Annotated in this window: 16 protein-coding genes and 1 pseudogene; 9 read left to right on the top strand and 8 right to left on the bottom strand. The window is 62.4% G+C overall.

What is annotated here, in order from left to right; genetic code table 11:
* The 6 genes and pseudogenes from ABW043_RS02725 to pth form a co-directional block, all read left to right on the top strand.
* Window positions 1-215, top strand: a pseudogene (locus ABW043_RS02725) (phosphoribosylpyrophosphate synthetase); the annotation flags it as partial.
* A 223-nt stretch (window positions 216-438) separates the two neighbouring features.
* A complete protein-coding gene (locus ABW043_RS02720) occupies window positions 439-846 on the top strand; it encodes a YciI family protein (protein WP_353919706.1) in 408 nt (135 codons plus the stop codon).
* A gap of 3 nt (window positions 847-849) precedes the next feature.
* On the top strand, window positions 850-1203 hold the full coding sequence (locus ABW043_RS02715; RefSeq protein WP_295412590.1) for a YciI family protein: 354 nt from the start codon (window positions 850-852) through the stop codon (window positions 1201-1203).
* On the top strand, window positions 1200-2435 hold the full coding sequence (locus ABW043_RS02710) for an RNA polymerase sigma factor (RefSeq protein ID WP_353919705.1): 1236 nt from the start codon (window positions 1200-1202) through the stop codon (window positions 2433-2435). Before ABW043_RS02715 ends, ABW043_RS02710 begins: the two co-directional genes overlap by 4 nt.
* A gap of 313 nt (window positions 2436-2748) precedes the next feature.
* Window positions 2749-3369 carry a 50S ribosomal protein L25/general stress protein Ctc gene (locus tag ABW043_RS02705; RefSeq protein WP_353919704.1) on the top strand — a complete coding sequence of 207 codons (621 nt, stop codon included), beginning with the start codon at window positions 2749-2751 and terminating at the stop codon, window positions 3367-3369.
* A 108-nt stretch (window positions 3370-3477) separates the two neighbouring features.
* The gene (pth, locus tag ABW043_RS02700; RefSeq protein WP_353919703.1) at window positions 3478-4176 is read left to right on the top strand and encodes an aminoacyl-tRNA hydrolase; all 699 of its coding nucleotides are present in this window, start codon (window positions 3478-3480) and stop codon (window positions 4174-4176) included.
* Between the two features lie 333 nt (window positions 4177-4509).
* Here the strand turns inward: pth and ABW043_RS02695 are convergent, their stop codons facing one another.
* The 5 genes from ABW043_RS02695 to ABW043_RS02675 form a co-directional block, all read right to left on the bottom strand.
* Window positions 4510-5877 carry an alpha-glucosidase/alpha-galactosidase gene (locus ABW043_RS02695; RefSeq protein ID WP_353919702.1) on the bottom strand — a complete coding sequence of 456 codons (1368 nt, stop codon included), beginning with the start codon at window positions 5875-5877 and terminating at the stop codon, window positions 4510-4512.
* Between the two features lie 20 nt (window positions 5878-5897).
* The gene (locus ABW043_RS02690; RefSeq protein ID WP_353919701.1) at window positions 5898-7562 is read right to left on the bottom strand and encodes an ABC transporter ATP-binding protein; all 1665 of its coding nucleotides are present in this window, start codon (window positions 7560-7562) and stop codon (window positions 5898-5900) included.
* Window positions 7563-7572: 10 nt separating this feature from the next.
* The gene (locus tag ABW043_RS02685) at window positions 7573-8760 is read right to left on the bottom strand and encodes an ABC transporter permease (protein ID WP_353919700.1); all 1188 of its coding nucleotides are present in this window, start codon (window positions 8758-8760) and stop codon (window positions 7573-7575) included.
* Complete coding sequence (locus ABW043_RS02680) at window positions 8757-9767, bottom strand: ABC transporter permease (RefSeq protein ID WP_353919699.1); 1011 nt, start codon at window positions 9765-9767, stop codon at window positions 8757-8759. Before ABW043_RS02680 ends, ABW043_RS02685 begins: the two co-directional genes overlap by 4 nt.
* Before the next feature lie 177 nt (window positions 9768-9944).
* Window positions 9945-11972 carry an ABC transporter substrate-binding protein gene (locus ABW043_RS02675; RefSeq protein ID WP_353919707.1) on the bottom strand — a complete coding sequence of 676 codons (2028 nt, stop codon included), beginning with the start codon at window positions 11970-11972 and terminating at the stop codon, window positions 9945-9947.
* Window positions 11973-12186: 214 nt separating this feature from the next.
* Here ABW043_RS02675 and ABW043_RS02670 point away from each other — a divergent pair, with 214 nt between their 5' ends.
* Together ABW043_RS02670 and ABW043_RS02665 are read left to right on the top strand one after the other, a co-directional pair.
* A complete protein-coding gene (locus ABW043_RS02670) occupies window positions 12187-13104 on the top strand; it encodes a helix-turn-helix domain-containing protein (RefSeq protein ID WP_353919698.1) in 918 nt (305 codons plus the stop codon).
* 4 nt (window positions 13105-13108) lie between these two features.
* Window positions 13109-13852 carry a phosphotransferase enzyme family protein gene (locus ABW043_RS02665; protein ID WP_353919697.1) on the top strand — a complete coding sequence of 248 codons (744 nt, stop codon included), beginning with the start codon at window positions 13109-13111 and terminating at the stop codon, window positions 13850-13852.
* Here the strand turns inward: ABW043_RS02665 and ABW043_RS02660 are convergent.
* Window positions 13849-14664 carry a helix-turn-helix domain-containing protein gene (locus ABW043_RS02660; protein WP_353919696.1) on the bottom strand — a complete coding sequence of 272 codons (816 nt, stop codon included), beginning with the start codon at window positions 14662-14664 and terminating at the stop codon, window positions 13849-13851. The genes ABW043_RS02665 and ABW043_RS02660 overlap by 4 nt on opposite strands.
* An 85-nt stretch (window positions 14665-14749) precedes the next feature.
* On the opposite strand from ABW043_RS02660, the gene ABW043_RS02655 reads away from it, so the two are divergent.
* Window positions 14750-15568: a phytanoyl-CoA dioxygenase family protein gene (locus tag ABW043_RS02655; RefSeq protein WP_353919695.1), complete on the top strand. Its 819-nt coding sequence runs from the start codon at window positions 14750-14752 to the stop codon at window positions 15566-15568.
* Here the strand turns inward: ABW043_RS02655 and ABW043_RS02650 are convergent.
* Both ABW043_RS02650 and ABW043_RS02645 read right to left on the bottom strand, forming a co-directional pair.
* Entirely contained in the window at window positions 15565-16002 is a 438-nt protein-coding gene (locus ABW043_RS02650) for a GNAT family N-acetyltransferase (protein ID WP_353919694.1), read from the bottom strand. The two genes, ABW043_RS02655 and ABW043_RS02650, sit on opposite strands and share 4 nt — an antisense overlap.
* Window positions 16002-16684, bottom strand: a 683-nt coding sequence (locus ABW043_RS02645; protein WP_353919693.1) for a DUF933 domain-containing protein, incomplete at its 5' end; no start/stop codon positions are given. The genes ABW043_RS02645 and ABW043_RS02650, both read right to left, overlap by 1 nt.

The raw sequence follows: 16684 nt of genomic DNA, 5'->3' as shown, positions 1-16684 counted from the left end.
TTTCCGCCTACATCACCCACGGCGTCCTCTCCGAAGGCGCCGCCGAGCGCATCGCCGGCAGCAAGCTCAAGGAACTGGTTGTGACGGACTCCATCGAAGAGACCCCCGCCACCAAGGGCGCCGCCAATATCCGTCGCATCAGCATTGCCGCCCTCATCGGCGAAGCCATCGCCCGCACCGCCAGCGAACAGAGCGTTTCTAGCTTGTTCGACTAAGCTACCACAGACCGTCACCCTCGGGCTTGACCCGAGGGCCCTGCACTTGCTTCGCGACGGCTTAGTATAGTGTCCTCGGGTCAAGCCCGAGGATGACGAACAGAGAGCGGCGAACAGCGCCTCTCAACAAAAATTCCCCCACCTGTCGAAAACCGCTTCCCCTCCCCGACATTGTTGTGCCGCACTACAAAAAGCAGCGGCCAACCGTGAAAGGACGAGTGCGATGCGTTTCCTCCTGATGCTCTACGCCGATGAAAATGCCGGCGCCGCCATCCCGCCCGAGCAAATGGCCAAGGCGATGGAGGGCATGTACGCCTATCAGCAGGCCCTCGAAAAAGCCGGCGCCTTCGTCTCCACCTCGGCTTTGGGCATGACCAAAGACGCCCGCACGCTCCGTATGAACGGCGGTGAGGTGCAGAACATCGACGGCGCCTTCGTCAACCAGGGCGGCACGCTGAAGGTGGAAGAAGGCCCCTATGCCGAAGCGCGCGAGCAATTCGGCGGGCTATTCGTCATCGAATGCGAAGACATGGACGCGGCCGTCAAATGGGCCGCCCGCTGTCCCGCAGCCCAATGGGGACCCATCGAAATTCGTCCTATCGTCCACACCAGTTCCGCCAAGGAGGCGTAACCCATGCGCTACATGATGCTGATCCACCACGACGAAACCAACATGGGCGACCCCGCCGGCCAGCAGGCGCTCTACGCCGCCTGGGGTGCCTTCAACGAGGCTCTCGCCAAGGCCGAGGGCGCCGCGCCGGGCGAACGCATGCAGTCCCCCACTCAGGGAAAAACCGTCCGCACTCGCGATGGCGAAACCCGCGTCGTCGATGGCCCCTATTCCGACGCCAAGGAACAGCTCGGCGGCTATTTCTTCATCGAAGCCAAGGATTTTGACGAAGCCGTCAAATGGGCCGAGCTTTGCCCGGCCAGCAAATACGGCACCATCGAAATCCGCCCCATCGTCCAGCCGGGCAAGGACTGGTGAGCGACGCCGCAAGGCGAGCCGCCGAACGAGCCGCCCGTGAAAGCTACGGGCGGCTCCTGGCCTTCCTCGCCGCCCGCACCCGCGATGTCGCGGGGGCCGAAGACGCGCTGGCAGAAGCCTTTGCCAGCGCCCTTACCTCATGGCCGGAACAAGGCGTTCCGGCCAACCCGGACGCCTGGCTGCTCACCGTCGCTCGCCGCCGCCAGACCGATGCCTATCGCCGCGTCGGCACCAGCAAATCAGGCGAAATGCATCTCACCCTGATGCGCGAAGAACTGGATGACCTCGCCATGACCCCGGAAGCCATCCCCGATCGCCGCCTTGCTTTGATGTTTGCCTGCGCCCATCACGACATCGACCCGGCCCTGCGCAGCCCGCTCATCCTCCAGACCATTCTGGGTCTCACCGCCGCCGATATCGGCGCCGCCTTCCTCATCCCCGCCGCCACCATGGGTCAGCGCCTCGTCCGCGCCAAATCGCGCATCGCCGAACTCGGTATCGCCTTCGAAATCCCCGACACAGCCGACCTGCCCGACCGCCTCGACGCCGTTCTCGAAGCCATCTACGCCGCCTATGCGAAAGGCTGGAACGACCTCGTCGGCGATGCCGGCGGCCAACTGGCCGAAGAAGCCATCTGGCTTGGCCGCCTCGTCGTCGCGCTCCTGCCAACATCGCCCGAAGCCAAAGGCATGCTGGCCCTCATGCTCTATTCCCACGCCCGCCGCGCCGCGCGCCGCAGCCCCAGCGGCGCCTATGTGCCGCTCGACGAGCAGGACACCACCCTCTGGGACATGGAAGCCATCGACGCCGCCGAAACTCTCCTCCGCGCCGCCAGCAGCGCTGGCCCGACCGGCCGCTGCCAGCTCGAAGCCGCCATCCAGTCCGCCCACATCGTCCGGCGCCTCACCGGCGCCGACAATTGGCCGATCGTGGTAAAACTCTACGACATCCTCCACGCCATGACCGGCTCGCCCGTCGTCCTCCTCAACCGTGCCGCAGCCCTAGCCGAAACCGAAGGCCCCTCCGAGGCTCTCGCGAGCATCGCGCCCCTAGCTGACGACAAACGGATGGCCGATTACCAACCATACTGGGCCGTCCGCGGCCGTCTGCTCGCTGAAACCGGTAACCGGGAAGCTGCGCATGAGGCGCTAACACTGGCCATGGGTCTGTCGACCGACCCGGCCATTCGCGATTGGCTGGAGGCGAGAAGGGCGGAATTGGTAGTGGGGTAAGTCCCGGCTTGTGAGCCGCGTGTTCCCCACACCCCAGATCGTCACCCTCGGGCTTGACCCGAGGGCTCTGTACTTACGAGGACATGGGAAAGTGAAGTGTCCTCGGGTCAAGCCCGAGGATGACGGCCGGTGGTTCACGAGGGACCATGGCCGGGGGTGTCGGCACCCACAAATCCTGCCCCAAACCCGCAGAATCCCTTGCCCCCATCCCCCCTTTCCTCTATAGCCCGGCGCATGAAGCGCTCGTCACCCCTGGAGGACGGGCGCGTATGCTGTTGTGATGACGCATACACCAACCAAATGGATACTTTCCATGGCTGAGACCAAAGTGCTCAAGGCACAGGCGCGCAACGGAGTGGGCAAGGGGGCCGCTCGCGAAGCTCGTCGTCAGGGACTCGTTCCCGCAGTTATCTATGGTGACAAGAAGCCCCCCGTCACCGTTTCCGTGGCCTACAAGGACGCGCTGAAGTTCATCTACGCCGGTGGCTTCAAGTCCCACATGCTCGACCTCGACGTCGATGGCACGATCCACAAGGTCATCCCGCGCGACTACCAGCTCGACGTCGTCATGGATCAGCCGATCCACATCGACTTCCTGCGCGTCGCCAAGGGCGCCAAGATCAACGTTCAGGTTCCGGTTCACTTCGAAAACGAAGAAGCCAGCCCTGGCCTGAAGCGTGGCGGTACGCTCAACATCGTGCACCACACGCTCGATCTGACCGTTTCTGCAGACAGCATCCCGGAATTCGTGACCGTCGATCTGACCGGCCTCGATATCGGTGATACCGTCCACATCTCGAACATCAAGCTCCCCAAGGGCTCCGCTGACCACAGCCACGAAGAAGACGTGACGATCGCCACGATCGTTGCTCCGTCGGCTCTGAAGTCCAGCGGTGGCGCTGACGCCGCAGAAGGCGAAGCTACTGCCGAGTAATCGGCCCAAGCTTGAAACCTTTGGGGGCGGCCTTCGGGTCGCCCCTTTCTTTTGTAACTCCACCGTGTCATTCCCGCCAAAGCGGGAACCCCTGTTTGAGAGCGCGCCATGAAACTGCTTGTCGGCCTGGGCAATCCGGGCGGCCAATATGAAGGCAATCGCCACAATATCGGCTTCATGGCCGTAGACGCGATCGCGCGCGCCAATGGCATTTCCGGCTGGAAGTCCAAAAATTCCGGCCTCCTCGCTGAAGGCACCATCGGCAACGAGCGCGTGCTGCTCCTAAAGCCCCAAACCTTCATGAACAAGTCCGGCGACTCTGTGCAAAAGGTCGCGAGCTTCTACAAAATTGCCCCGGCAGACATCATCGTCTTCTACGACGAACTCGACCTCGCCCCCGGAAAAGTCCGCGTCAAAATCGGCGGCGGCAATGGCGGCCACAATGGCCTGCGCTCCATCGACCCGCAGATCGGCCTCGACTACAAGCGCGTCCGCCTCGGCATCGGCCATCCCGGCAAGGAATTCGTCACCCACCACGTCCTCGGCGACTTCGCCAAGGCCGACAAGACCTGGCTCGATCCCCTCCTCGACGACATCGGCCGCCACGCCGTCATGCTGCTGGCCGGCGACGACGCCGGCTTCATGAACAAGCTGGCACTGGCGGCCAAGGGCAACGAAGAGCCCAAGGCAGCCCCAAAATCCCAAAGCCACATCCGCCAAGCCCGCACCAGCAAGCCCCAGGCCGAAGTGCCAAAATCCGGCCCCATGGCCGACATGCTCAACAAGCTTTTTGGCAAGGGCGAGTAGCGGTCCTTATCCTGCATCGTGGCCGCCCCTCCCAGCCCCCATCAAGGGAGGTGCCGGGCTGGTGGTTTGGGCCGCATCCAGTCCCAAACTCGATGCAACACCTCCCCCTTGATGGGGGAGGCTGGGAGGGGGTGACGGCAAGCACAGCCGCTAAAGTCCACCTACGCCCTACCCCAACCACAACGTCATCCCCTCGAAAGCGAGGATCTCTGTTTCCCGCGCCAAGGAGGGATTCCCGCTTGCGCGGGAATGACGCCGCGACAGAGGCCACTCCCCCAAAACAAAAGGCCCCGGTGCTTCCACACCGAGGCCCAATCTCGCGTAGCTGAACCCTTACGCCACGCGCTGCTTCCGCGGTCCGCGTGCCCATTCCGGCAACATCGTGCCGTGGGCTTCGAGCAGATCGTCCACCAGGTTCCAGATCTGATCCAGATCCAGTTCCGCGGCCGTATGCGGGTCCATCATCGCTGCGTGATAGATATGCTCGCGATTTTCCTCGATCAGCGCGCGAACCGTCAGTTCCTGCACATTGATATTGGTGCGGATCAGCGCCGTGAGTTGCGGCGGCAGTTCGCCGATATAGGTCGGCTGCAGCCCATTGTCGTCCACGAGGCACGGCACTTCCACCGCCGCATTGTACGGCAGCGAGGTGATGACGCCATTGTTGCGCAGGTTGCCGTAGATCACCGAAGGCTCGCCGGTCCAAACCGAGTTGACGATCGACGAAGCATATTCCTTGGACTGCTTGACCTCGATCCGATCAGCCTTGCGATAGTCCTCCGAAGTCTGCTTCCACTTGGCAATCTGCTCGACGCAGCGCTTGGGGTATTCATCGAGCGGAATGCCGAATTTCTCGATGATGTCCTCGCGCCCTTCTTTGATGAAGTAGGGTGTATATTCGGCAAAGTGCTCGGAACTCTCGGTCACGAAATACCCAAGGCGCGTCATCATCTCGTAGCGCACCTTGTTCGGGCAGCGCGGGTTCCAACCCGGCTTGGGCGCACGGCCTTCGCGATAGGCGCGGTGCAGCTCCGGATAGAGGTCCTTGTAGGTCCCGTCGGCCTGGCGGTGCTCGAACTTGAGATAGAAGGCCATGTGGTTGATGCCGGCCGAGCGATAGCGGATTTCCTCGTAGGGAATGTCGAGGTCGTGTGCCAGCTCCATGGCCGTACCCTGCACCGAGTGGCAGAGACCAACCTGCTTGATCGTCGGATATTTTTCCGAGATCGCCCAGGTGTTTATCGCCATCGGATTGACGTATTGCAGCATGATCGCGTCCGGCGCCACCTGCAGCATATCCTCGCAGATGCTCCACAGGTGCGGCACAGTCCGCAGCCCGCGCATGATGCCGCCAACGCCCAGCGTATCGGCAATCGTCTGGCGCAGGTTGTACTTCTTGGGCACGTCGAAATCGACGACGGTGGAAGGCTCATAGCCGCCGATCTGGAAGCAGACGACGACGAAATTGGTGCCGTCCAGCGCCTGGCGCTGGTTTGAGAACGTCTCAACAGTCGCCGGCACGCCCAGCGTCGCCACCAGCTTCTTGGCAATGATGGCGCTCTCTTCAAGCCGCGTCGGATTGATGTCCATCAGGCGGATCTGCGCACCAGCCAGCGCCGGGCGCTGCAGAATATCGCCAACGATATTCTTCATGAACACCGATGAGCCGGCGCCGATAAACGTAATTTTGGGGTTCGCCATTTTGAGAAAGACTCCAGTCGTCAGGCAGCGATTTCGAATGCGGCGCGGACAAGCCGAGCCGTATATTCGGTTTGGGGATTGGTGAGAACTTCGTTGACGGGCCCCTGCTCCACGATTTTCCCGTGTTGCATCACCATCACCCGATGGCAAAGGGCCCGCACGACCTTGAGGTCATGCGAAATGAAGAGATAGGAGAGGCCCTTTTCGTTCTGCAGCTTGCGCAGCAGGTCGATGATCTGGGCCTGCACCGAAAGATCGAGCGCCGAGGTCGGCTCGTCGAGCAGGATGAATTCGGGCTCAAGCGCAATGGCCCGGGCAATGGCGATACGCTGGCGCTGCCCGCCCGAGAATTCATGCGGGAAACGGTTGAGAATGGTGTCCGGCATGCCCGCATCGCGCAGCGCCTGCCGCACCCGCTCCAGCCGCTCGTTGCGATTGGCGCCAAGCCCGTTGACGATCAGCCCTTCCTCGATGATCTGGCCGATCGACATGCGCGGATTAAGGCTCGCAAACGGGTCTTGGAACACGATCTGCATTCGAGAGCGCAGCGGCCGCATGGCTTTGCGATCCTTGTCGTGGATCGGCTCGCCATCAAAGAAAATCTGCCCGCCCTGATTGCCGATAAGCCGGATCAGCGCCTGCCCGAACGTGGTCTTGCCCGACCCGCTCTCGCCCACGATGCCCAGCGTCTCATGCCGCATCAGCTTGATGTCGAGATTGTCCACGGCCTTGAGTTCGAAGAAATCCGGATTGAACATGCCACCGCGCTTGAGCGTATAGGTGACCTTCACCTCCTTGCCCTCGAGCACCGTCTCGTGCACGCCATCGCCGAGCGGAAGCGCCGTGCCCTTGGGTTCGGATGCCAGCAGATGCTTGGTATAGGCGTGCTGCGGATTGGCAAACAGCGCCTCGGTCTGGTTGTGCTCCTGCACAGCCCCGTTCTGCATCACATAGACATAGTCGGAGAATTGCCGCACCACGGTCAGGTCATGGGTGATCAGGATCACCGCCATGCCATACTTGTCCTTGAGATCCTTGATGAGATTAAGGATCTGCGCCTGCACGGTCACGTCGAGCGCCGTCGTCGGTTCGTCGGCGATCAGCACATCCGGCCGATTGGCCAGCGCCATGGCAATCATCACGCGCTGACGCTGCCCGCCCGAAAGCTGATGCGGATAATTGTTCAGCCGCGCGCGCGGTTCGGGGATCTGCACCTCTTCCAGCAGCTTTTCCGCACGGTTCATCGCTTCCTGTCGCGAGACGCGATTGTGCAGGTGGATGATCTCGGTGATCTGCTTGCCGATCGTATAGACCGGGTTCAGCGAGCTCATCGGCTCCTGAAAGATCATGGCAATGTCATTGCCGCGCAGCTTGCGCATGTCGCGATCGCCCATCGTCACGACATTCTTGCCCGAAAGCGTGATGCGCGTGTTCTTGCCGATGGTAGCGCGCTTGGTGAGCAGCTTCATCAGCGTGCGTGCCGTCACCGACTTGCCCGAGCCGCTCTCCCCCACCAGCGCAATCGTCTCGCCCTTGTGGAGCTGAAACGACACGTCCTTGACCGCCTGCACCACCCCGCCCTCGACCTTGAAGTCGACGGCGACATTGCGTGCATCGAGGATCAGTTCGCGTCCATGCGCTCCCAGATCAAGCCTTTCGGCGGGCGCAAAATTATCTGTTGTCATTTTCGCGTCCTCAATAAGGGTCGATGGCATCGCGCAGGCCGTCACCCAGCGCGTTGAAGGCAAAGACGGTGATGAGCACGAAGATCACCGGCGAGAGAATCCACGGATAGGACCCGATCACCGAGAACGTGCCGGTATCCTGCAACATCAGGCCCCAGGAGATCAGCGGCGGCTTCACGGCAAAGCCGAGGAAGCCGAGGAAGCTCTCAAGCAGCACCACGCTCGGAATAGCCAGCGTGATCGACACGATAATGTGGCTCAACACGTTGGGCAGGATATGACGCGTGATAATGCGCCCATCCGACGAGCCCACGGCAATCGCCGCGCGCACATAATCAATCCGGGCCAGCGAGAGGGTCTTCGACCGCACCTCTCGACTGAGCTGCGCCCATCCCAACACCGCCATGACGAAAATCACGAATGTCAGGAACACATTGGACGGCGCCGTCACCGGAATGAGTGAGGTCAACGCCAGGTAGAGCGGCAATTGCGGGAACGCCAGGACGAACTCGACAAACCGCTGCACCCAGGCATCGAGCCTCCCGCCGATATAGCCCGAGGTGATACCGACCAGCGTCCCGACCACCGTCGTCAGCGCCACCACCACGAGAGCAATGGTCAGCGAAATCCGCGAACCCACAATGCCACGGGAGAGAATATCCCGTCCGAATTTGTCCGTTCCCAGCAACTGGATCGGCCGCCCATCGGTCGAGCCGAAGAAGTGGATATTGGACGGTATCACCCACAGGATCTTGTACGGATAGCCCTGAACGAAAAAGCCCGTCGGCGTCGGATTATCGAGCACCGGCCCCGTCAGCGGCTGGAACGTCACCGGATCGAATTCACCCGTGTCGCCAATCGGATAGACATGAGGAATAAGGCTGAAATTCCCCTCGGGATTGGTGAAGGACACGACATCCGGCGGCGCAAACGGCAGGTTGGTGGCTTTGGGGTCCATCGGCGCGAAGAAGTCCGCGAAGATGGAGACAAAGATCAGCAGCGCCACCAGCACCAGCCCGATCACACCCATGATCGAGCGCTTGAACCGGCGCCAGACCAGCGCGGCATAGGTTTCATTGCCCGAGCCATAGCGCGAGACGACGGGCGCAACATCAGCCTCTTCGGCCGGTGTCGGCGCGGGACCGCCCGCAACATCGGTTGGCAACGGAATGGACGAATGTGTATCGACCTTGGTCATTCGGCCTTACCTCCCAGGCGAATGCGTGGATCGAGTGCGACCAGCAACAGGTCAGCGATGATATTGCCGATGATCAGCGTCGTCGCGAGCACCAGCATGAAGGTGGCGGTCACATAGACGTCGCCTACCCCCATGGAGCCAACAATCGCCGGTCCGACGGTCGCAAGGCCAAACACGATCGCGACCTCGATTTCGCCGGTCAGCATGTAAGGCAATACCACGCCCTGATAGGCCACCAGCGGATGCAGCGCATTGGGCACGGCATGCTTCATGATCACGGCGCTTTCCGGCAGGCCCTTGGCCCGCGCCGTCTCGACATATTGGCTATTGAGAACATCGAGCAGGTTCGCCCGCATCACGCGCATATTGTAGGCGAGCCCGCCGAAGGTGGCGATGAACACCACAGGCCATACGTGCTGCACGAGGTTGACGAACTTGTCCCAGCTCCATGGCGCCCCGCCATACTTGGCCGAGAAGAACATGCCCACCTCGCTGACATTCATTCTGAACACCAGGACATAGAGAATGATGATCGCCAGCAGGAAGCGCGGCACCGTCATGCCGAGGAAGGAGACGATGCCCAGCAGCGTATCGGCCCAGGAATACTGACGGGTCGCCGCAACGATGCCGAGACCGATGCCCAGCACCGAAGCCAGCACGTGGCAAACCAGAGCCAGCACGATGGTCGCCGGCAGGCGCTCCATCACCACCTGCCCCACGGGCTTGTTGTAGAAAAACGAGTGGCCGAAATCGAACCGGGTCACAATGCCGGTGATCCAGCGGAAATATTGCACGATCATCGGATCGTTGAGGCCGTTGGCCGCGCGGTAGATCTCGGCCTGCGCCTCGGCCTGGGCCGCGGGCACGCCGCCCTGGTTCATCAGCATGGAACGGATCGTGTCACCATAGTCGCCGGGCGGCGCCTGGATGATGGCAAAGGTCACGACGCTGAGCAGAAACAGCAGCGGTATCGCGCCCAGAATGCGTATGACGAGAAATCGAAGCATAAACGGCCTCACTGGCTAGGGGCAAGGCCCCTTCCCCCAACCCTCGCCCCGGAGGGTTCGAGGGGACAGATCGCGGACGTAACGCGATCATGCCAAGGTCACTGAATGGGTCCCCTCGCCTCGTGCGGAAAGAGGTGGGGTGAGGGGTGGCGATCTCGCCGCCACCCCGAGTTTGGATCAGACCGGGCCAGCACCGCCCGGAGCGCCAGGCAGCGTTTCCGGATGCAGCTCGAAGTCACCCTGCTTGTCTTCGGGTACGAAGACGCGCTCGCGGATGATGTTGTCTTCAGCCCAGTTGAACATGAAGATCGGAGCACCGGCCGGGATATTGGCGAAGCGCTTGTTGACGATCAGCGCACCCGGATACTGGGTGAGACCCACCGAGTAGACGTTCTCGGTGAAGATGTGCTGGTACTGCTTCATCAGTTCGGCGCGCTCGGCATTGTCGCTGGTGGCGATAAAGGCATTCACCGTATCGACCAGTTCCTGCTCGAAGGGCAGCAGGTCAACCGTGCCATCGGTACCGGCGCGGTGGAACGGATGAGTGCGCGGACCAGTCGGCGCGAGGCCAGCGGTACCCTGCACCACCGACACCATTTCGGCGCCCTGGCGTTCAACGTGCCAATCGAACTGGCCAGCCTGGGCCATGTCGTCACGAGCCGTACCCGACTGGAAGTTGGCGATCACGCGGATGCCAAGCGGTTCGAGCTGGGCAATGACGCCTTCGGCAAGGTTGGTATCGGTGCCGTAGTCGGTATTGGCGAGCAGCGTGATTTCCACATCGGCGCCGCCAGCGGTGCCTTCGGGGAAGTTACGGATGCCATTGCCGTCGGTATCGACCAGGTTCAGGCCATCGAGCAGCGCATTGGCGGCTTCCAGGTTGAACGGATAGTAGACGGTCGACGCCTTGTCGTAATAGGTCGTGCCGGCATAGAGGCCGCCCGGATAGATGGCGGTAAACGGACCACGAACCAGCGATTCACCGAGGCGCTGACGATCAACGGCGATCGAGATGGCCTTGCGGAAATCAAGATTGCGATTGAGTTCGCGGATAGCCTGGGCGCGTTCGTCGGGTTCACCCCAGCCATTGGCCGAGAGGTTCATGCGCAGCGCATAGCCGATGGTACGGGCGCCGAACTGCAGACGGGCCGGGGCGCTGTCTTCAGCCGAGCGACGCAGTGCTTCGACATAGCTTTCGGCCTGTTCGAGGTTCGAGAAGTCGCCCGAACCGGCAACGGCCTGAACGTCGCGGTCAGCCCAGGTCGAGAGGCGATAGTGCATCTCGTTGAGGTAGGGCAACTGGTTGCCGTTCTCGTCGACCTTCCAGTAGTAGGGGTTGCGACGCATGACGATGATGTCGTCAGGACGGTATTCGACCGGCACCCACGCGCCCATCACCGGAATGTTCATATATTCGGGCGGGAAGGCGTTCTTGTACTGCTCGTAGGTATTGGCCGGGTTGTACTTGGGGTGCTGCGGCTTGAGGATATGGCTCGGGCCGGGGCAGAACGTGCCATAGGCCATGGCATAGAGGTACTGGGTCGGGAAGGCTTCCTTGAAGGTCCACTTGATCGTGTACGGATCAAGCGCTTCGAGCGTCGTGCCGACGCCGAAGGTCTCCGGCGTGCCGCCATTGAGCGGGGAGACATTGGTGTCGAGGATATTGTCTTCCCAGTAGAACATCACGTCTTCGGCGTCGAAAGCGTCGCCGTCAGACCACTTTGCGCCTTCGATCAGGTGCATGGTCAGCGTCTTGCCGTCCTCGGACCATTCCCAGCTCTTGGCCAGGTTCGGCATGGGCTCAAGCTCGTCGGCCTTGATCTCGAACAGCGGACCGGTGCGCGTCAGACATTCGGAAAGCCCGATGTCGATGCCGCCCCAGCCCTGGCTCTGGCCGCCGATATAGTTCCAGCCTTCCGGCCGGCCACCGATAACGTGGCGCATGGTGTCGCCGTATACGCCGACGCCGTCGGGCATATTCCCGATCTTGTAGACCAGCGGTTCCTTGGGCAGGCGCTCGGCGACTGGCGGCAGCGTGCCGGCGTCGACATATTTCGAGGTGACCCAGGCGGGCTCATGATATTCGGGCAGCGCCTTGTATTCGAGGATGTCGCCGATCGAAACGAAATTAGGCTCGCTTTGGGCAGCAAACGCCGGCGGATCCGGCAGTTCGCCGGTAAGTTCCTGCGCGGGAATTGCAAGCATGGATACGGACAGCAGAAGACCTGCCCCGCCAAGGGCATAGATAGGCTTTCTCAATAGAACCTCCCTTCGCAACGGGACGCGTTCTTGCGTCGAGCCAGTCACTCCCACTGACTCTGGGCCCCGTGCATGATTGAGAGCCTACGACTTGCATCGGGCGAAACAATCCGGAATGATAGAGACTAATTCCGGTTTTCTAAGAAGTACGCTGATAAGTATGACTGTTGCCGAGCCCATTCCAGCCTCGCGGATACGCGAAAAGGCGCCGCGCCCTACCCCGCGCCCGGACCGCAGCTTCTACGCGTCCGGCAAGGCCTTCGGCCGCTTCGGCATCCGCGCCTTCCCGCCCCAGATCATGCCAGCCCCCCACAGCCACGGCCACATCGAGTTCAACTGGTTGACCGGGGGCCACATGGACTACGTTTTCGACGGCGGCCCGGTCACCGTCGAGGCCAATCGACTCGTCGCCTTCTGGGCCGGTATCCCGCATCAGACCGTCGACCTGCGCGACATCGGCGAAGGCCGGCAGCTCAATATCTACCTGCCCATGGACGCCTTCCTCGAAATGCCCCAGCTCGGTCGCCTCACCGAAACCCTGATGGGCGGCGGCGTCATCCAGCTCACCCCCGACTGCATCGGCCTCGAAACCCTGGAGCGCTGGCACGGCGACTATCGAAGCGGCAATTCCCTGCGCACCGACCTCGTCCGCGCCGAAATCGCCACCATGTTCCGCCGCGCCGCCATCGCCGGCTGGGACACGCTCCTCCCCGCCTGGCTCGAAAAATCCGGCACCCGCACCCGCACCGCGACCCCGGTGCGCTACGTCGTCCGCATGATCCGCCACATCGTCGAAAACATCACCGATCCCCTCTCGGCCGAAGACATCGCCAGGGTCGTCGGCCTCCACCCCAACTACGCGACCAACCTCTTCACCAAGGTGATGCACATCTCGGTGCAGAAGTTCGTCACCCGCATGCGCCTCATCCGCGCCCGCAGTCTTCTGTTCGATGGCAGCCTCTCCATCGCCAATGTCGCCTTCCAATCCGGCTTCGTCAGCCAGACCCAGTTTTACGAGCATTTCCGCAAGGCCTACGGCATGACCCCGAGCCAGATGCGCAAGGATACGATTGGATAGATCAATGAGCTGGGACGCACTTTCTGCCTGGGGCGAGGACGCCACCCGCATCGAACCGCTGACCGGTGGCACCTCCAACGATGTATGGAGCGTCCGCATCAACGGCCGCCGCGCCGTCGCCCGCCTCGGCAAGAGAAGCGACGCCGACCTCGCCTGGGAAGCCGGCCTCCTCCAGCATCTCGACCGAAGCGGCCTGACCGTCCCCGTCCCTGTTCCAACCCTGGACGGCCACCTCTTCGTTAGCGGTCTCGTCGTCATGCCATATATCGAAGGCGGCCCGCCCCGATCGGCCGCCGACTGGCGCCGCGTCGCCGAAACACTGCGCGAACTCCATCGCCTCACCCGCGATTGGCCCCAGCGCCCCGGCTGGAAGTCCTCGACCGACCTTCTCCACGCCGAGACCGGCACCCGCATCGACCTCAACGCCATGCCGCCAGAAAGCGTCACCCGTTGCCGCGCCGCCTGGGCCCGCCTGGTCGGCCACCCGACCTGCGCCGTCCACGGCAATCCTGGCAATACGGGCAATATCATCATGACTGCCGACCAGGTCGCCCTGATCGACTGGGATGAAGCCCATGTCGATGTTCCTGAACTAGACCTCGTCCTGCCCCACAACGCCGCCGGCCTTGAAGGCAGCGCCCGCGACGCCGCCGAACAGGCCGCTGCCGCCTGGGAAGCCGCCGTTTGCTGGAAGGATGACTACGCCGAAAAGCGTCTCGCCGAGGTTCGCCCCGTCGAGAACGCCTAGCCCCTGTCCTGCCGCTGCCGGAACTGCTGCGGCGACAATCCTGCAAAGCGGCGAAAGCGCTGCGAAAAATAGAATGGGCTCTCAAAGCCGGCGCTGGCCGCGATCTGCTTGATCGGGAAACTGGTCTGCCGCAACAGATCCACTGCCAGCCGCATGCGCCGCGCCTCGATATAGCCCTGCAGCGTCTCGCCCGTTTCCTGCCTGAACAAATGCGCAAGCCGCGAGGGCGAAAGCCCGACGGCCTCTGCCACATCCTCCACCAGCAGCTTCTCCCCCAGCCGATCGCCGACGAACGCCAGCGCGCGGCGAATGCGCTCGTCCCCCGGCCGCGCCTCACGCTGCCGATTATGCTCATCGAGCCCCAGCAACAGCCCCTCAAGCGCGTGGAAAGCCCGCGCCTCGCTGCGCATTTCCTGTCCGACGCAAAGCTGATGGACCGCCAGAAACCGCTCCGTCAGTTCCTCCCCCTCGATCCGCAGCCGCATCAGACCCTCGGCCTCTGCCGGCCAGTCCAACCAATCCGCCCAATCCGTCCGCGGCTGAAAATGCGCCCAGACCAGCTCCCACCGCTCCAGCGTCGCCTCGACCCCATAGTCATGCAGCGTCCCCGGCCGCAGTAAAACCCAATCGCCCGGCTCGACGATCAACTCCCCGCCCGCATGCCCAAACCGGCCCCGCCCACCTGTCGTATGCACCAGCAGCCAATCGCCCACCCCGCGCCGCCGCACCGCGCGATAGCCCGATGTCTCATGAAAGTGACCCGTAAGGAGCCGTCTTGTCGCCTGATATGGGTTTTCCGCAATCTCGCTCATAGCAGGATATTATATGTCATTGGCAGCATGTTCCATGGCCATCCACGCCCCACCCTCATACCATCAGTGTAAAGGGGAGGACGAAATGACATATGCTTTTCTCAACCAGGCCCAGGCGGCCCAGTTCGAGCGCGACGGCTTCCTCGCCATCCGCGGCCTGATCTCACCCGAAGAAATCGCCGATATCCGCGAGACTTTCATGGACCAGGCCGCCAACGGCCCCGTCCCCGGCCTCTCCGACACCCCGCGCGGCAATACTCCAAATGACCCGCTGAGCCGCTACCCCCGCATGATGCACCCGCACAAGCACCCCGACAAAGACGTCGGCCAGCTCGCCATGCGCTACATGCTCGATCCGCGCCTGCGCCCCATCCTCGCCGATCTCTTCGGCGAAGAACCGTTCGCCTGCCAGTCCATGTTCTATTTCAAACCGCCCGGCGCCCGAGGCCAGGACCTGCACCAGGACAATTTCTATCTGCGCGTCAAACCCGGCACCTGCATGGCCGCCTGGATCGCGGTCGACGACGCCGACGCCGGCAATGGCGGCATGATGTGCGTCCCCCAGACCGCCATGCTCGACATCGCCTGCCCCGAACAGGCCGACCCCGCCCTGTTTTTCACCACCGAGCACGTCGAACCGCCCCCGGGCCTCGAACCGCAAATGATGCAGCTCAAAGCCGGCGACGTCCTCTTCTTCAACGGCAGCGTCATTCACGGCTCAACGCCGAATACCAGCGCCGACCGCTTCCGCCGCTCGCTGATTTTCCACTACATCCCGGCCAGCACCAAGGAAATCAGCCACTGGTACGAAGCCCTCAGCTTTGAAGGCGATAAGCAGGACATCGCCATCAACATGGACGGCGGCCCCTGCGGCACAAACCAGCCAGCAATGGGCCCGCACTAAGCCAGCAATAGCCGGTGGGTCGCGTACCCCCCGCTTACAAGGCGAACAAACCCCATGCGCTCGTAGAAGGCAAAAGCCGTCTCGGGCGCATTGGTGTTGAGATAGTCAAAGTGCCCGGCCGAACCCGCGCAGATCGCCCCGATCAAGGCCCGCCCCACCCCGTCCCGCCGCGCACTCTGCGCCACATAGAGATGCCGCACCCGGCCGGCCCGCGGATAGGGATCATAAGGCTCGACATTCCGTCCGCAGACGCCGACGAGCACGTCGCCTGACCAGGCGCCGAGCATGATTTCACCGGGACGGATAAAACGATTGGACCCATCGGCCCAGTTCTCGGCAAGTCGCAAAAGCATGCGATGCCCTTCGCTTTGGCTCTCGGCGAGCAAAGCGGAAAAGCTGGCCGCATCCGGATCGAATGCGACCAGCCGGATCATCAGGTATTAAACTTGAACAGCATCACGTCGCCGTCTTTGACGACATATTCCTTGCCTTCATCGCGAGCCTTGCCCGCTTCCTTGGCCGGAACTTCGCCGCCGAGCGTGATGAAATCATCGTAGCCAATCGTCTGCGCGCGAATGAACCCGCGCTCGAAATCGGTATGGATGACGCCAGCCGCCGCCGGGGCCTTGTCGCCGATGCGAATGGTCCAGGCGCGGGTCTCTTTTTCACCTGTGGTCAGATAGGTGCGCAGACCGAGGAGGTGGTAGACGGCGCGGATGAGCTGGCTTACGCCGCTGTCCGTGACGCCGAGGCCGGAGAGGAACTCCAGCGCTTCCTCGGGAGGAAGTTCGGCGAGTTCGCTTTCGATCTGGGCGCTGATCACGACGGCTTCGCTGCCCATGTGCGAGGCGGCGTAGGCGCGGACGGCCTGGACGAGGGCATTCTCGGGATCGGCGAGCTCGTTCTCCCCGACGTTGCAGGCGAAGATGGTGGGCTTGGCGGAGAGGAGGAAGAGCGTCTTGAGGAGTTCGGCTTCATCATCGGTAAGCTCGGCGGTCAAAGCCGGACGGCCCTGGTCGAGGTGTGGGATGAGTTTCTCGCAGAGGGCGTGCTCGGCCTTGGCGAGCTTGTCTCCCATGCGGACACCTTTTTGCAGGCGCTCCATGCGCTTCTTGA

The sequence above is a fragment of the Devosia sp. genome, assembly GCF_040509215.1.
In the GTDB taxonomy this organism is placed as follows: domain Bacteria; phylum Pseudomonadota; class Alphaproteobacteria; order Rhizobiales; family Devosiaceae; genus Devosia.
This window is presented reverse-complemented; position numbering and strand designations above follow the sequence as displayed.